A 16,709-nucleotide genomic window follows, 5' to 3' on the forward strand; every position below is an offset into this window, starting at 1 on the left:
AAGTTTTTAAGCTATAACTTATCCATAGTTGGGGTTAACAAAGATTATTAAGGTATAGACGTTAAATTTTAGAGCGAGCTTGCGCTAGCCGATTTTTATACATGAGCCAAGCAAGGCTCGCGATTTGATGTATAGACCTTAATAATCAAAGCTACACCCCTAATTTTGATCCTTTTGACTGACCTTGTTCAACAGTTTGAGTTTGAGATTTTACTTGTTTTATAGCAAGGTCGACTATATGCTCATATCTCCCGCCATTTTCCAGTAACACATGACCATATTTATTTACCTGCTGGACATCTTCTTTAGAAAATTTGTTAATAATTATATCCGTAATATCATATAAAAACTTCCAGGATAATTCTATCCGTTCTTGAAGCGTAAGTTTCTTATCTTCCTGTTTTCTATTATTAATTCCGAGAACTCCGGGAACCGTTACAGCATTTAAAGTATTTTCCGTCAGATTGGTATTTTTCCGATTAGCAGAAAATTTTTTGTAAATTAGAAATATTACCACTAATAACAAGCCCGTTATAGCTATTAAAATATTAGTATTTAGCATTTTTTACCCTCTTTTAAGTTTTTCAACAGTTTTTATCATCTTGAAGATGTCATACTCGCATGGAACGTTAAACGTCTGAGCTAAGGAGGGACGTAGTCCCGACGTGGCAATCCAGAAAATACTTATAGTCATCCTGAATTTATTTCAGGATCTACTAAAAAGATGCGCAAAATTTGTTCAGCATGACAAAAAAAGCCTAGATTCCCGCCTGCGCGGAAATGACCTCGAAAATTCGGGCCATGCAACAACGCGCGAGGCAATGCCCGAGTGGATACCCAAACGTCATTGCGAAGCCACGAAGTAGCTGCGGCAATCCAGGCTATCCCGAATGTAATTCGGGATTTAATTAGAATACTAAACAAGTTTAGTATAAAAATATGTTTATACTTGATTGCCGCGTCGGCATAAATGCCTCCTCGCAATGACGATTCAGGTAGCCATGCAACAACGCCCCACGTCGGGACTTTGTGCCTCCTTAGCTCAGACGTTTATTTCCTTCTTGACTGACTCGGTATTTCTGCTTTAGATATTTTAATTATTATAGCTTTACCTATCCCTGCTATGCTCGCTATAACCGGCGCTAATTCTTTAAGTGCCACAATTTTTTTAGGTAATATAGTTTCTACGCCTCTTTTTACGGTGCTATTTATTGCGCTTACTAACTCTTTACCGCCGGGGACTCGTTCAGCTATTTTTGTTATTTCTCCGGCAATCTCTTTTATATTGTTAGCTGCTTCACAACATGCCGCTACTTTTTCAGCAAAAGAAGTTTGCGGGTTAACAACTTTCGCCAATTCTACCGTTGCCTTAGTTAAATTCTCTGAAATAATTTTTTTTGCAGACATTAATTTATCCTTATCTATATCTGTCGGAATAATTTTTTCCAAATCATTTTTTATGTCCGATATTGTTTTTTCCACTTCTTTTTTGCTTTTAGGCATTGATTCAGACGCTTCAACAACCTTATTAATAGACTTTTTTTCCTGATCATTAAAGACCTTTTTACTCGTTTCCTTTAACGAATCTTTATTTAAATTTAAGGTAGCTACCTTATGCGGTGCTACTTCAGCTTTTTCTGCAACTTCAGCAGTTTGTTCTGCTTTTTGGTAAACTCCTCCAAGTTTTTCATTATTCGCTATTTTTTCTTGCATTGTCTGGATATCTTTATGCCACTTTTTTACTTTAGGCAGTAGATTTTCATGATCAATAACATTATTTATTTTATCGAAAATACCGCTCATTTTTATTAAAGTACCTACTAACGGTAGCTGCGTAGAAATAACCCCGATTAATAAAGTTTCTAATGATTCAATAATTGCTTTAGAAGCTCCCGGATACATCTTGTCTAATGCTTCTTCAAATTCTAAGATTTTCTTGAGAACACTAAGAATTTTTTCTGCAACAACACCGTCAAATAGAAAAATATCCGTTGTTTTAAGTTGCCCTTGATAAGTATTTTCTATAGTTTCTAACAAAGCATCTTGAGCTTTTCCGATAGTATCGTCAAAAAGCTTTTCTATATCTATTTTTTCCGTTTCTGAAAATTCTACTAAAGAATTACGCAAAATATCATGCATCTTTTTACGAAATTCTTTTAGATTTACGGCAGTAGCCTTAGCAACATTATTTGCTCTATCTGAAAGTTTTTGCAATTCTGCCTTCTGCTTATCGGTTAAAGCGGCAAATTGTGCTAGGTTAATAAATGATACGGTCATAAAAATCTCTCCAAAAATTGTTTGTATTCTGCTCGTCTTTCAAGAATTGAATTTCAGTATTTAACTCAAATCCTAATATTAATAAAGCAAAATGTCTTACATAGTTATATTGCTCTTATGATTAATTTTTGTTATATTACGTGCTAGCATTGCTACAAAAATCTGTATTTTTTAGTTTTAAAACATCTATATTCTTGCAGAGATAAGCAAAATTCCTTAATCTTAATCGTTATTTATAAAAATATTTATGCGTAAATTAGCTGTACTCATTATTATCCTATCGCTTGGCTCACCGGTTTTTGCTATTAATCTAGAAGAAGCTCTAACTAGAGGATACGAAAATAACGATGAGTTAAAAGCTATTAGAAATAAATTTTTAGATGAAGTCGAGCAATTTCCGCAAGCTTTTTCCGGTTTTATGCCTAGTGCTTCGTTAGAAGTTGCAAAAGTAAATACTAAAAATAAATTTAATAGTCAATATGCTAATACATTAGGTCGTACTCCGAAAGAAGTAGATAGTCAACAAGGAGCATTAAAAATAAAACAATCTATTTTTAGCGGCGGCTCTAGTGTAGCGGCACTTAAATCGGCACAATCTGCTTTTAGAGCTGCGCGTGGTAATTATTATACTCAGGAGCAAAAAATTCTTCTGAGTTTAATAAATGCTTATCTTGATTATTATGAGACTAAAGAAAAATATGAAATTTCCGAGAGCCGCTTGCGAACTAACATACAACAGATAAGAACGGTCGAAGAAAAATTAAGGCTTGGAGAAGCAACAGAGATAGATATGGCTACGGCAAGAGCCGGTCTTGCGGCAGCAGAGACGGATAAACTTATTGCTTATGCTAATTTTCAATCAAAAAAAGCTGCATTTATTAAATCATTCGGTATAGAGCCGGACAATATAACAATGCCGGCTTTACCGGAAAATTTACCGACTTCATTAGATGAATTAACGCAGAAAGCAATTAAACTAAATCCTAATATAGATGCCGCAAGGCACAGCGTACATGCTACCAAAGCAAATGAAATGGTAGAAAAAGGTAAATTACTGCCGCAGGTAGAGTTTAACGTGCAAAGCGGCAAAACTTATTATAATCCGGAAGATATTGTACAGCGTGATATTAATAATAGAACTATTACCTCTACGCTTTCAGTAACCATACCTATCTATCCGAACGGCGGCGCGCAATATTCAAATATTAGAAAAGCCAAAAATCAAACTAGAAGTAATGCGATTCAACTTGATAATACGATAAAACAAATTCAAGCAATCGCTATCAGCAGCTGGGAAGAATTTGCAGCGGCAAAATCCCGTATTATTTCTACTAATCATGGAGTTGAGGCAGCGCAGATATCATATAACGGGACGGTACAAGAAGAGATTGTCGGCTCTAAAACAATATTAGATGTTCTAAGTGCCGAAGACAAGTTATATGAGGCTAAAACATCGCGGGTTGATGCATATAAAGCCTCGATAATAGCTGCGTATCAAATGAAGTCTTTAACAGGCGAATTAACTGCAAAAAGCTTAAAGCTTAAAGTGCGATATTTTAGCCCTGAAGATGAATTTAAAAATATTAAAAAGAAACTTATTATAGGTTTTTAGGTGAGTAAGGAAGATAAGAAACATCATGATATGTCGGTAGAAGAAATACTGAAATCAATAAAAGGAGTAATTAACGAACGTAAGCACCTTAACCATACTACTAGTAATGATGAAGATATACTTGAGCTGACTGAAGTAATGAGTGATAAGGAAGAGGGATTAGAGGACTCGGATGATCAAGATTCTAATGCAGAAGAGCCTTTAATATCACCAAAATTTGCTTCCGAAACTAGCGATATTTTAAAAAATTTTGCTCATACTATAAAAGATAAGCAGTTAGATACTTCCGCTCCTACAAAAAACGCACTTGAAGAGTTAATAATCGAAATGTTAAAACCGGAGCTACGCCAATGGTTGAACGAAAACTTACCGTCACTTGTTAAACAATTAGTAGAATGCGAAATAAAAAAACTGATACCGAGCAATAAAAAATAAGGTTGTGACGTCATTCCAGCAACGGCGGGACTTTGTTGCATGGCTCGATAAAAGCAGCAGTATGTCATTCTAGCTAAAAGCGGGAATCTAGTCTTTGTCATGCTGAACAAGTTTTGCGCATCTTTTAGTAGATACTGGAATAAATTCAGGATGACAAAAAAGTGTTTTTTCCTAGATTGTCACGTCGGGACTACGTCCCTCCTCGCAATGACGGTGTTTTTTTATAAGGATTTCGACCCATGCAACAACGCTCCGCCGTTGCTGGAATGACATAAATCTCAACTCTCTAGATTATAATTGAGTATATAATAAAAAATAGATAAGGTGTATTATGTTAAGTAAAATATTGTTCTTGATAAATATATTAATATTTACGGCACAGGGCTATGCAGCTCCCCCTGCACTTCCGCCTTTGCCTGTTCAAGAAACGAAAAATACCTCTTCTACAAATGAAAGCCCGCAAGAAGTATCAACCCAAGAAATATCAACTTTCTCTAAAATAAAACAATTTTTTTATAAACCGAAAAATTCTCCTGCACCTAAAACGATAGAGGAAAAAAACAAATTAGCCGGCAAAGCAGATATTCCTGCCATACAGGAAGAACCGGAAAAAGATAGTTCTCTTGAACCTTTTATTGATCTTGGCGACAATAAACTACCTAGTGCTGCAGAATCACAAACCATAGATCATGAATTTAAGCCTTCTGCCGATCCTACTACTAGTACGAGTTTAGCATCTAATAATATCAAAAGTACGCCTTTACCTGTAACGCCTAACGTACCGGCTCCTTTGGTAAGTGAGCCTCCGACGACTCCGGTAAATGCTCCGGTATCACCGCCTCAAACTATAGCTCCGCCTCAAACAACGGCCTCTAGCTTTCCTCCTACTCCAATGCCGATAATTAACTCACCGGTAAATGCCGATAACGTACCTACTCCGCCTGTACCGGTAAACGTTCCGACATTACCACCGCCTGCGCCGACAACCGATTCTACGGATAAAATAAATATCCCCTCGGAAAGTAAAGTTGTTCCTCCGGAAAATACAACACCTCAAAATGAACCAAATCTTAGTGAAACAAGCCCTAGCAATGTACAAAAATCTTCTAGTACTGCCGAAAATTGGGATATTCCGCTTACTCCCGTCAAGGTAGTTGCTAACCCTCAAAATCAATCAGCTAACTTCCCTCTTCCCGCTTCAAACAAAGAAGTACAACAATCTATAGCAAAGCCGAATAATGAACCGACTAGTGACGAAAAAATTATAACTACTAAAGAGAAAGAAGATAACGCCCCTACCGTAACTTCTCCGTCGGCTACAAAATTTGCTAAAGACGAAACACAAATGCTGCTTTTACCTAATGACGACATAGTATTAGGCAAATTAACGGAACAGGCAACATTCGAGCAGATGGATATGTATTCGTATATAAAATTAATGCAGAAAAAAGAAGAGTGGATATCAAATACCGATCGGCGGGAAATAGTAAATAATTTTATCAAATATGATAATAATTTAAACAAAAAGCAACTAATTTATTCAAATTTATCATATTGTGATGCTATAGAAAATGCTTTTGCAGCAATAAAAAAAGATAATCTTTTTATAGTTCGGTCGTTACTTGACGTTTACCCGATTTTACAAGAAAAGAGCCAAAACGGCGAAACGCTTTTAACTGAAGCTGCTAGTAACGATAATTATTATTTAGCTAAATTTTTAGTAATTCGCGGTATTAAAATTTCCTCACTTAATTCCGAATGTCAAAATGCTTCAGACATTGCTTTAACAAGGCGTAACAACAATATTGTCTGTATGTTAACCAAAGCTAAAGGGTGGTAGGGTTATGCGAAAATGCTATACATGTATAGTATCGATGTCAAAGTATTGATGATGTCATTCCCGTGAAAACGGGAATCCAGCCTTTTCTTTGTCATGCTGAACAAGTTTGCTGCATCTTTTTTAGTAGATCCTGAAATAAATTCAGGATGACTATAATTTTTCCGGATTCCCGTTTTCACGGGAATGACATAGAAAGTGATTTAACCCTTCCACGCAACAACGCTTGCTTTTCCGCAGTAAATAGTTTAATTTATTCAAAAAATTACAATCAAATTTAACTTACATCCTAATATATGAGTGATCTTTTCAGTTTTAATAATGAAAAAAAAACTAAAATCATCAATTCTTATAGCGCAAAAGACATTGAAGTATTAGAGGGGCTTGAGCCTGTTCGGAAAAGGCCGGGTATGTATATCGGCGGAACAGATAGCAATGCTATGCATCATCTAGTTTCCGAGGTGTTAGATAACGCCATGGATGAAGCGGTTGCCGGTTTCGCCAATATTATCGCTATAAAAATGCATGCAGATTACAGTCTTACTATCTGGGATAACGGTCGCGGAATACCGGTAGACAACCACCCTAAATTTCCCGATAAATCGGCATTAGAAGTAATTTTAACTACGCTTCATTCAGGCGGAAAATTTTCCGGTAACGTCTATCAAACAGCCGGCGGATTGCACGGCGTCGGTATATCCGTAGTTAATGCCTTATCCCAGCATTTGGAAATTAAAGTTTACCAACAAGGGAAATTATTTAAGCAATCATATTCTAAGGGCGAAAAATTAACGGAGCTGATATGCGAGGATACGCTTAAAAAATTAAAAGGCACTGCTATCAACTTTAGTCCCGACCCGGAAATTTTCGGTGAAAATACTCGTTTCAACCCTAAAAAAATCTATGAACTTGCGCGCTCAAAAGCTTATTTATATCGCGGCGTTACTATCGAATGGGAATGCGAGCTTGAATTAAACAACGATATACCACAAAAAGCTTTAATAAATTTCCCAAACGGCTTAAAAGATTATTTAACTTCAAAAATTACTGCCGATAATTTAATTACTCCTAATATTTTTGCGGAAAATATAGAAGGAGAACAAGGAGGTCAAAAGCAAGATAAGATAAAAATCGAGTGGGCGATTTGTTGGCAAAATAATGAGCAGCAGGCATTTATTCAATCATATTGTAATACTGTACCGACGCCCCTTGGCGGAACTCATGAGCAAGGACTTAAAAGTGCTTTATTGCGTAGTATTAAAGTATACGGCGAAATGGTCGGCAACAAAAAAGCTGCTAACATAACGATCGAAGATATCTTAGAAACCGCTTTAATAGTGCTGTCAATTTTCATAGCTGAGCCGTCATTTCAAGGTCAAACTAAAGAAAAATTAGTATCAAACGGCGTTAGTAAAATCGTCGAGAATATTATAAAAGATCATTTAGATCATTGGCTAAGTCACGATAAGCTAGCTGCAACTGCCTTAGTTGAACATATTATTAATATAGCTGAATATCGCATAAATAAGAAAAATGAGAAAAATATCTCTCGTAAAACCGCTATTCAAAAATTACGTTTGCCCGGTAAGCTGGCAGATTGCACTCGAACTTCACCGCTCGGTACGGAATTATTTATAGTAGAAGGGGATTCAGCCGGCGGCTCTGCCAAACAAGCACGTAACAGAGAAACTCAAGCCGTACTTCCTTTATGGGGAAAGGTATTAAATGTTGCAAACTCTACTTTAGAGAAAATTGTTAATAATCAATCAATTCAAGATTTAGAAATAGCTCTTGCCTGCGGCACTTTAAAAAATTATCGCAGCGAAAATTTACGTTATGAAAAAATAATTATCATGACCGATGCAGATGTTGACGGCGCTCATATAGCGGCGCTTTTAATGACGTTTTTTTTCCTGAGAATGCCTAAATTAGTAGAGGACGGTCATCTATATTTAGCAAAGCCGCCGCTTTATCGCTTAACTCAATCTAACAAAACTCATTATGCCGGCGATGAAGATGAAAAAGTTAGTATGATAGCTAAATTATCAAAAGCTAGCAAAGCTAAAATTGAAATCGGTAGGTTTAAAGGACTAGGTGAAATGATGCCTGCTCAGTTAAAAGAAACTACTATGAATCCCGAAAAAAGATCACTTTTAAAAGTTACTCTAGAAAATTTTAAGAATGTTGATAAAATAGTAGATGATTTAATGGGCAAAAAACCGGAAAAACGCTTTCAGTTTATTTATGAGCAAGCCTTAGTTAAAATGGATAAAATAATAAATAACTTGGATATTTAGCTCTGTTGTTGTCTATGTCATTCCCGCGAAAGCGGGAATCCAGAAAATTATAGTCATCCTGAATTTATTTCAGGATATTTTACAATAGATGCTGAAACAAGTTCAGCATGACAAAAAAAGCCTGGATTCCCGCCTACGCGGGAATGACATCGGAGTACGAAAATAACATCCTACAACTGATTATATTTGGAATATTATGTATTTACGCTTAATCTTACTATTACTTTTTATCACGAATTTTACTATTTCTTTTGCTGAAGAGAAAGAGGAAGAAGAAGTTAAAAATACCATATCGGATCAAGAATGTTATAAACAGTTTCAAGAAGTATTTGAGCGAGTGAATAAAGATTATGTGCAAGTCCCCGATAAGCAAAAAATGATTGATGAAGCAATTAACGGCATGTTAAATTCGCTCGATCCTCATTCAAGCTATTTTACCGGTGAAGATTTAGAAGATATATTAACTTTTACCGAAGGCGAATTCGGCGGTATCGGTGTTGAAATAATGTATGATAGCGGTGCTATTAAAGTAATATCACCGATTGATGATTTGCCGGCATATAAGGCGGGTATTAAAGCCGGTGATTATATAGTCGGAGTAAATGATGAATTAGTATCTTCTTTAGGTCCCAATAAAGCCGTAAAGGAAATGCGAGGCGCTCCCGGTACTAAGGTTAAATTATTAGTAGTTAAAGAGGACGAAGCTAAGACGCAAGAAATAGAAATTACTCGTGAGATAGTTAAAATAAAGCCGGTAAAAGCCCATTTAGAAAAAGGTAATATTGCTTATATTCGCATAAGCACTTTTAATAAATTAACGATTTCTGAACTAAAAGATGCCGTAAAAAAATTAAAAACCGAAAATAAAAATAATATTCAGGGTATCATATTGGATTTACGTAATAATGGAGGCGGTATATTAGAGCAAGCTATTGCCGTTAGTGAGTATTTTATTGATTCCGGAATAATTGTTACGACTAAAGGAAGAACCGAAGCAAGCAATAGCACCGTTAGTGCTAATAGATTTTCACCGAAAGCTCCGAAAGTACCGGTAATAATTTTAATAAACGGCGGTTCTGCTTCTGCATCGGAAATAGTAGCGGGTGCTTTGCAAGATCATAAGAGAGCATTATTAATGGGTACAAAATCTTTCGGTAAAGGATCGGTTCAATCACTAATGCAAATTAGTCCAAGAGCTGCTATAAAATTTACTATTGCTAAATATTACACACCAAACGGTCGCTCCATTCAGGCAGAAGGAATTGAGCCGGACATTATTATTAAGCCGGAAAAAATTGAGTATGCAGAAGAAAAAAAGTTGGACATACGTTTTTCTGAAAGTTCTTTAAAGAATTATTTAAAAAATGATAAAGAAAAAGATAATGATAAAAAGGCTGATTCAGCTAAAAATAAAGATAGCAAAAAAGAAACAAAAACAAAAAATAATAAGCCGGAAGAAGAGCAATTATCGGAATTATATAAAAAAGATTATCAATTTGCACGGGCTTATGATGTAATTAAAGGATTAATTCTTAGTAATCAAAATAATCAATTAAATACAAAAGTTGAGGGTAAGTAGGTATACTCGATGCTCTATGTCATTCCTGCGCGGCATTGTTGCGTGGATCAAAAATTAATAAAACCCGTCATGGCGAAGCCACGAAGTGGCTGTGGCCATCCAGGCTATCCCGAATATAATGAGGGATTTAATTAGAATACTAAACAAGTTTAGTATAAAATATGTTTAACTGGATGGCCACGGTGCCAAGAGGCACCTCGCCATGACGGTTTTGGTATCCACGCAACAATGCTACGTGAGAATGACAAGCGTCCTAAGCCAATCTTTGCAATATAAAGATCAAATATAATGAACCAAAATAAATATATAGTAAGATTGTCATTCATTGTATTATTTCTTAATATTATCATAAATATGATGTTTTATCGTTATTTTATGATAAAGGAAATGATCTTAAAACATGTGGCGGCGGAGAATGTTCAAATTGCCGAAATTTATACAAAACATGTTTGGAATACTCATCCGGCAGCAACAGCTAAATTGCATAAATTCGGTTATATAAGTTTATTGCAGGATCAAGATTTTATTGACTTTGCTACGGTTTCTGCCGACTGGTTTACTAATCTTAATATTAATATTTCTTTATACGATATTAAAGGTAATAGATTTATCACTAGCGGCTTGCTTAACATGTATAATGTAAAAAGCTATCCGGACGATAATTTGTATGAAATAATTACCGCAAAAATTGATAGATATTTTTTAAAACCGTTTATTTTTAAAGGAGCACTTCATAAAGCATTTAACGGAATCACAAGCCATCTATTGGCACCTAAAGTAATAATAGAAAACGATAATAACCAAGAAGAGGCTGTTTTTATTACAAGCTATATACCTATAATAGATAACAATCTATATGAGTTTCCGGTGGACGGCGTACTAGAAATTAATACCGATATTACCGATCAATGGGAGAATATATTAGAGCTTGAAAAAAAAGTTTTTATAACATTTATCATTATTTTTATAATATTTTGTACTATAATTATTAGTAATACTAATTATGCTAGACAAATTATAGATCAACAGCTTAAAACTAATAGAAACTTAAAAGCAGAAATAATTAAAGTAGAACAAACAAGTTCCTCAAACACTAAATTTTTTGCTAATATTAGTCATGAGTTGCGTACCCCGCTTAATGCTATAATAGGTTTCTCGGAAATTTTAATGTCGGAGAAAGATGCGGCAAAAAATAGTACTTACCTACAAGACATTAATAATGCCGGCAAGCACCTACTTAGCATGATTAACGATATTTTAGACCTTTCTAAAGCTTCTGCCGACAAATTAAAAGTAGATAATATCGATCTCGATCTAAATAAATTAATTAGCTCTTCAATAAGACTTGTAAAGCCGAGAGCAGACCAAGCAGGGGTAACGTTAATCGATAAATTACCTCAAGACCATATTATTATAAAAGCTGATCCGAAGAGGCTTAAACAAGTATTATTGAACCTTTTATCGAACGCGGTTAAATTTACTAATAACGGCGGTACAGTAACTATAAGTATCGAACGAAACGAATTGGAAAGGTTAGTATATATAAAAGTTATAGATACCGGCATCGGTATTGAAGAAAAAGATATACCGAAAACATTATCGGCATTCGGGCAAATTGATAGTGAGCTTAGTCGAAAATACGAAGGTACCGGACTTGGTCTACCGTTAACAAAAAAATTAGTTGAACTTATGAACGGTAAGTTTAATTTAGAGAGCAAAATAAAGGAAGGAACGACGATAACTTTAACTTTTTCTTATGACGGAAGTATGGAAATATAAAAAGATATGGAATAATGGAAATTTTTTTGTATACTGCTCGTGGATGAAAAATTATAAATGTCATTCTAGCTAAAGGCGGGAATCCAGAAAAATACTTTTAAGTCATCCTGAATTTATTTCAGGATCTTTTTCAAGAGATGCTGAAACAAGTTCAGCATGACAAAAAAAGCCTGGATTTCCGCCTTTAGCTAGAATGACATCGAAAATTTGAGCCATGCAATAATGCTCCGTTTGAACTAGAATGACATCACAAAAATAAAAAATATATGAAACTAATTACATTATTATTTACTGTTTTATTACCCTTCTGCGTATTTGGAGAGGATCAAGTAATTAAAAGTAAAAATCTAAAATTTGTAGCAAATAATGATTATGAAAATAGATTAGACGAGCAAGAAAAAGAAATTCAGCGATTACTCGGCAAAATTGAAATCTTAGAGCATAAAGTTGGAATAATAACAAAACAATTAAATATTACGGAGCATGCTCAAAATTCGGAAAATATACCGGAAACTTCCGACATTCCCGATGTATTTGACGTATCTGCTTTAGAAGAGATAAATAATACCCCTAATTCTACAACTCCCGTTATTAACAAAAAAGATATAGCAGCCGATAAACAAGCTTATGATTTGGCCCTTGCTTCTTTTAAAGACGGTAAATTAGAGGAAGCGGAGAAGAAATTTGCAAATTTTATACAAACTTATCCGAGTAGTGCCGTAATCAGTAACGCTTATTTTTGGTACGGAGAAAGTTTTTTTAAACGCAAAGATTTTAACGGCGCTGCGATCAATTATTTAAAATGTTATAAACAATCTCCTAAAGGTCCTAAATCTTCCGATGCTTTACTTAAATTGTCGTTATCACTCGGTGAATTAAAGAAAAAACAAGAAGCCTGTAATATACTTACCAAGCTTGATAAAGAATTTCCGACTAATAGATCCGCAATATCTAAAAAAATGGCGGAGGATGCTAAAGTTAAATTCGGTTGTAAAACTCAACAAAGTAAATAAAAATGTCTGATATTCTAGAAGAAGTATTAAATGACCAAAACGAAGAAAAAAGGTTAAGATTTTTCAAAAAGATTTTACCCATCGTTATAATTTTTGCGATATTCATTGTTATTATAATGATAATTAATAACCGTCATAAAGATAACCAAATTAAAAATAATCAGAAAAACGGGGATATTTTTGTTAAAGCCATTAGCATTGAAATGATCGAAGGCAACAAAGATTTTGCTTTTAGCACCTTAGAAAATTTAAGCAATACAAGTAGCAATAGAATAAAAGAAATTGCTTTATTAGAGCAAGTTGCTATAAAGATTTCAGAAAAAAAACATCAAAACGCTAAGACTTTATTAGAAAAAATTATTCAAAATACCGAATATCAAGAAATAACTACGGCTTATGCCCGTATTTCATGGTTAAGTTTAGTTATTGACGAAGAAAATATAGCTAAGCAAGATAAAGAAAAGGCATTAACATATTTAAAATATTTTAATGACGAAGAAAAAGCTTTTTGGGCTACGGCCAACTTTATAAAAGCAATTTGGGATATTAAAAACGATATGCCGGACGTAGCAAAAGAAACTTTAAAAATACTAATAGCGTCAAATAATGCTCCGGAACTGACAAAAGATCAGGCCAAGGCTTTACTCTCAAATTTAGATAGTGATAAGGACAAGAGAATATGAACAAAAAATTAGCAATTTTATTATTACCTTTTATTTTAATTTCCTGTAACGGACTCGGACCTAAAAAAGTAAAAAATATTGTAGAATTAACTCCAAGGCTCTCAGCTCAAACTAATGAATCGATATATTTAGATTCTAGTAAAAACCCCTATTTATTTAACCCTAACATGTTAAAAAATAAAGAATATTCCTTTACTAAATACAAAACCGTTACCGAGCCGGTTTTTGTTAATAATATAGTGTATACTTTAGATATTAAATCAAATATATCGGCATTTTCCAAAGAAAAAAATAGTATAATTTGGTCTTATAATATCAGTAGAAATAAAGAAGATAATTATATCGGCGGCGGAATTTTGTATCATGACGGAAAATTATACGTAACATACGGTTCAAGGTTATTAGTAGTATTAGATGCAAAATCAGGGCATGAACTAATAAGAAAAGAGCTGCCGGATATTATCAGAATTAAGCCGATTACGATAAATGATGATACTATTTTAGTTCAAACTATTAGTAATCAGCTAGTTGCTTTAAATACCAAAACTTTAAATCCCGTTTGGCAACATGAAGGAACGGTAGAAGTTTTATCTTCTAGCTACCAAGTTGCTCCTATAATATATCATGATCGCGTTATAGTTACTTACAGTTCGGGACAAATTCTTGCTATTAACACCAAAAAAGGTGAAGTTCTTTGGAGTTTTGAGCTTACAGATTCCGAGCATGCGGCTCTACCGAATTTTGAAGAAGCTAGTATATTATGCGCACCTATTAGCGACAATAATAATTTATACATAGCAAGCGGTTTAGGTAAAGTAATAAAGCTAAATGTTGCAACCGGTGTCGTTATTTGGCAAACTAACGCTAATGATATTCAATCCATGTCATTAATCGGTAATAGCTTATTCGTCACAAATAATGCTCGGCAGGTTGCAGCACTCTCTCTTGCATCAGGTCAAGTAAAATTTGTCGCCGATTTAAATGACGGTAAAGATATTAAAAAATTAAAATCAGCCATTTTTTTAGCGCCTTCCGTTAGTAAAGATAATACCGGTATGAGCTTAAACGTTATTTCCGTTAACGGAGTTTTATATAGTTTCCGCTCAGATAAGAACGGACATTTAAGTATCATACCTACTATTACAAAAATTACTAAAAATATCCGCTATTACGGTATAGGATTTGATAATAATATATATTTTTCTACCGATAAAAAAATAATATTCGATACTAACAAAGCGATTTAAAAGCTGCGGTTACGATGTCATTCCGACAACGGCGCGGGTCTTGGTGCATGGCTCATAATTTACCGTATTATGGTTATTATAAGTACGATGTCATACCGTGGCTTGACCCACTACTGTACGAACGTTTAAATAAAGAGGTAAAAATTCTGTCATTCCGTGGCTGACGACCACGGAATCCAGCTTATAATATCATAAAAAGATTCTAAAATAAGTCTAATATGGCTTTATTTTCCTGGATGCCGTGATCAAGTCACGGCATGACACAGCCTTTTTTCAACGTTCGTACAGTAGTGGGCTTGACCACGGTATCCAGTCTTTTATTAAGATTTTTCTAGATTCCCGCCTTTAGCTAGAATGACACACGGCACTTTTTTAGAGCCACGCAACAACGCCCAAACTTGTTCAGCATGACAAAAACATATCAATATTATATTTAACTTGACAAATAGCCGACTTTAATGCTATTTAATATGCTCAAATAATCTTGATTTGAATAATTCTAATTAAAAAGATATTACTGTGAAAACTTACTCTGCAAAACCATCGGATATTCAAAAAAAATGGTGGGTTATAGACGCGCAAAATCTGGTTCTTGGTAGGCTTGCTAGCAAAGTTGCCAATATGTTGCGCGGTAAACATAAACCTACTTTTACTCCTCATATGGATTGTGGAGATAATGTAATTATAATTAACGCGGAACATATAAAATTGACCGGTAAGAAAGCCAATCCCAAAGACGGTAAAGTGTATTACAGACATACGGGATTCCCGGGCGGGATTAAAGAAACTACCGCAGGAAAAATTTTAAGCGGCAAATATCCTGAACGCGTTGTTAAATCGGCTGTAAAAAGAATGATTACGAGAAATGTTTTGGGTGCAAAGCAAATGAGTAATTTATATGTTTATGCAAAAGAGGAACACCCTCATCAAGCACAACAACCGGTAGCTTATGATTTTGCAAGCCAGAATCCCAAAAATAAAAAGTAATTTAGCATGACAAAATTAAAGATTAAAAACGAAAAAGAGCCTTTAACTCAAGAAAAATTGTTAGTTAAATCTCCTAAAGAAAGTTCAGAAAATACTAATAAGTTTTACGCTACAGGCAAAAGAAAAAATGCTATAGCTAGAGTTTGGATAAAAGCCGGCAAGGGTAAAGTAACGGTTAACGAAAAAAATATAGATCAATATTTTACTTCTAATACGCATGTTAAAACTATTTTACAACCCTTTATTTTAACAAAAACTAGCGGGCAATATGATGTAATTTGTACCGTCAAAGGCGGCGGAATTTCCGGACAAAAAGGTGCTATTTTACACGGCATTGCTAAAGCACTTGATATATCCGCTCCGGAATTTCATCCGCTTTTACGTAAAGGTGGATTTTTAACTCGTGATTCTAGAGTTGTAGAACGTAAAAAATACGGACAACGTAAAGCACGTAAGAAAACTCAATTCTCTAAACGTTAAAATATTATTTAAGGGATTGTTATTACTCAGCATTGCCGGCGTGGTTTGAAATTTCGACGCCATTCCTGCAGAAGAGCGTTGTTGCATGGCTTAAATTTTCGATGTCATTCCCGTGAGGCGTTGTTGCATGGATGGTTAAAATCGCTTAAAACTTGTCATACCGTGGCTTGACCACGGTATCCAGAAAAAATTAAAAAGCCTGACTGGATGCCGTGGTCAAGCCACGGCATGACATCGCGGTACTTTTAAAGAATACCCAAAATATAGCAATTTTCGAGCCATGCAACAAAGCCGCGACTAAAAGGAGCGCGGCAATCCAGGAAAATAATAACTTTCATAGCATTTTTTGCTATTCTTTTCTAGATTGCCACGTCGGGACTACGTCCCTCCTCGCAATGACGGTGTTTTTTATAAGGATTCCGAGCCACGCAACAAATGCTGCTCAACACGCATGATACGCAAAAAATGGCACTCCTGTGAAGT

19 protein-coding genes are annotated in these 16,709 nt (G+C 34.8%); 15 read left to right on the forward strand and 4 right to left on the reverse strand.

The features are described 5' to 3' along the window. Window positions 1-151 precede the first annotated feature (151 nt). Together AAHM91_RS09690 and AAHM91_RS09695 are read right to left on the reverse strand one after the other, a co-directional pair. Window positions 152-562: a DUF2660 domain-containing protein gene (locus AAHM91_RS09690; protein ID WP_253308138.1), complete on the reverse strand. Its 411-nt coding sequence runs from the start codon at window positions 560-562 to the stop codon at window positions 152-154. Between the two features lie 3 nt (window positions 563-565). Beyond that, window positions 566-694 carry a hypothetical protein gene (locus AAHM91_RS09695; RefSeq protein ID WP_342270638.1) on the reverse strand — a complete coding sequence of 43 codons (129 nt, stop codon included), beginning with the start codon at window positions 692-694 and terminating at the stop codon, window positions 566-568. Window positions 695-829: 135 nt separating this feature from the next. Here AAHM91_RS09695 and AAHM91_RS09700 point away from each other — a divergent pair, with 135 nt between their 5' ends. Continuing rightward, window positions 830-970 (forward strand): hypothetical protein, encoded by a 141-nt coding sequence (locus tag AAHM91_RS09700; RefSeq protein ID WP_341793542.1) that lies wholly within the window; start codon window positions 830-832, stop codon window positions 968-970. 80 nt (window positions 971-1,050) lie between these two features. Here the strand turns inward: AAHM91_RS09700 and AAHM91_RS09705 are convergent, their stop codons facing one another. After that, window positions 1,051-2,277 (reverse strand): hypothetical protein, encoded by a 1,227-nt coding sequence (locus AAHM91_RS09705; RefSeq protein ID WP_342270639.1) that lies wholly within the window; start codon window positions 2,275-2,277, stop codon window positions 1,051-1,053. A 247-nt stretch (window positions 2,278-2,524) separates the two neighbouring features. Here AAHM91_RS09705 and AAHM91_RS09710 point away from each other — a divergent pair, with 247 nt between their 5' ends. The 3 genes from AAHM91_RS09710 to AAHM91_RS09720 all read left to right on the forward strand — a co-directional run bounded on the left by AAHM91_RS09710 (window position 2,525) and on the right by AAHM91_RS09720 (window position 6,164). Next, window positions 2,525-3,889: a TolC family protein gene (locus tag AAHM91_RS09710; protein WP_253308140.1), complete on the forward strand. Its 1,365-nt coding sequence runs from the start codon at window positions 2,525-2,527 to the stop codon at window positions 3,887-3,889. Beyond that, on the forward strand, window positions 3,890-4,324 hold the full coding sequence (locus tag AAHM91_RS09715; RefSeq protein ID WP_342270640.1) for a DUF2497 domain-containing protein: 435 nt from the start codon (window positions 3,890-3,892) through the stop codon (window positions 4,322-4,324). Window positions 4,325-4,655: 331 nt separating this feature from the next. After that, window positions 4,656-6,164 carry a hypothetical protein gene (locus tag AAHM91_RS09720; RefSeq protein ID WP_342270641.1) on the forward strand — a complete coding sequence of 503 codons (1,509 nt, stop codon included), beginning with the start codon at window positions 4,656-4,658 and terminating at the stop codon, window positions 6,162-6,164. A 2-nt stretch (window positions 6,165-6,166) separates the two neighbouring features. Here AAHM91_RS09720 and AAHM91_RS09725 read toward each other — a convergent pair whose 3' ends face one another. Continuing rightward, a complete protein-coding gene (locus AAHM91_RS09725) occupies window positions 6,167-6,343 on the reverse strand; it encodes a hypothetical protein (RefSeq protein ID WP_342270642.1) in 177 nt (58 codons plus the stop codon). A gap of 114 nt (window positions 6,344-6,457) precedes the next feature. On the opposite strand from AAHM91_RS09725, the gene parE reads away from it, so the two are divergent. From parE to AAHM91_RS09780, 11 genes are all read left to right on the forward strand, one after another. Continuing rightward, window positions 6,458-8,458, forward strand: coding sequence for a DNA topoisomerase IV subunit B (gene parE, locus AAHM91_RS09730; RefSeq protein ID WP_342270643.1), 2,001 nt, complete (start codon window positions 6,458-6,460; stop codon window positions 8,456-8,458). A 196-nt stretch (window positions 8,459-8,654) separates the two neighbouring features. Further along, window positions 8,655-10,037 carry a S41 family peptidase gene (locus tag AAHM91_RS09735; protein ID WP_342270644.1) on the forward strand — a complete coding sequence of 461 codons (1,383 nt, stop codon included), beginning with the start codon at window positions 8,655-8,657 and terminating at the stop codon, window positions 10,035-10,037. A 9-nt stretch (window positions 10,038-10,046) separates the two neighbouring features. Continuing rightward, entirely contained in the window at window positions 10,047-10,172 is a 126-nt protein-coding gene (locus AAHM91_RS09740) for a hypothetical protein (RefSeq protein WP_341793534.1), read from the forward strand. 153 nt (window positions 10,173-10,325) lie between these two features. After that, on the forward strand, window positions 10,326-11,816 hold the full coding sequence (locus AAHM91_RS09745; protein WP_342270645.1) for a sensor histidine kinase: 1,491 nt from the start codon (window positions 10,326-10,328) through the stop codon (window positions 11,814-11,816). A gap of 266 nt (window positions 11,817-12,082) precedes the next feature. Further along, on the forward strand, window positions 12,083-12,829 hold the full coding sequence (gene ybgF, locus AAHM91_RS09750; RefSeq protein ID WP_342270646.1) for a tol-pal system protein YbgF: 747 nt from the start codon (window positions 12,083-12,085) through the stop codon (window positions 12,827-12,829). 2 nt (window positions 12,830-12,831) lie between these two features. Further along, on the forward strand, window positions 12,832-13,512 hold the full coding sequence (locus tag AAHM91_RS09755) for a DUF2659 family protein (protein WP_342270647.1): 681 nt from the start codon (window positions 12,832-12,834) through the stop codon (window positions 13,510-13,512). After that, on the forward strand, window positions 13,509-14,759 hold the full coding sequence (locus tag AAHM91_RS09760; protein WP_342270648.1) for an outer membrane protein assembly factor BamB family protein: 1,251 nt from the start codon (window positions 13,509-13,511) through the stop codon (window positions 14,757-14,759). Before AAHM91_RS09755 ends, AAHM91_RS09760 begins: the two co-directional genes overlap by 4 nt. Before the next feature lie 519 nt (window positions 14,760-15,278). After that, complete coding sequence (gene rplM / locus AAHM91_RS09765; RefSeq protein WP_253308149.1) at window positions 15,279-15,746, forward strand: 50S ribosomal protein L13; 468 nt, start codon at window positions 15,279-15,281, stop codon at window positions 15,744-15,746. Between the two features lie 6 nt (window positions 15,747-15,752). After that, a complete protein-coding gene (gene rpsI / locus AAHM91_RS09770; protein WP_253308150.1) occupies window positions 15,753-16,226 on the forward strand; it encodes a 30S ribosomal protein S9 in 474 nt (157 codons plus the stop codon). Between the two features lie 45 nt (window positions 16,227-16,271). Then, window positions 16,272-16,397, forward strand: coding sequence for a hypothetical protein (locus tag AAHM91_RS09775; protein ID WP_342270649.1), 126 nt, complete (start codon window positions 16,272-16,274; stop codon window positions 16,395-16,397). A gap of 41 nt (window positions 16,398-16,438) precedes the next feature. Next, window positions 16,439-16,681: a hypothetical protein gene (locus AAHM91_RS09780; protein ID WP_342270650.1), complete on the forward strand. Its 243-nt coding sequence runs from the start codon at window positions 16,439-16,441 to the stop codon at window positions 16,679-16,681. Window positions 16,682-16,709: the final 28 nt, after the last annotated feature.

It is taken from the genome of Rickettsia endosymbiont of Orchestes rusci (genome assembly GCF_964030945.1).
In the GTDB taxonomy this organism is placed as follows: domain Bacteria; phylum Pseudomonadota; class Alphaproteobacteria; order Rickettsiales; family Rickettsiaceae; genus Rickettsia.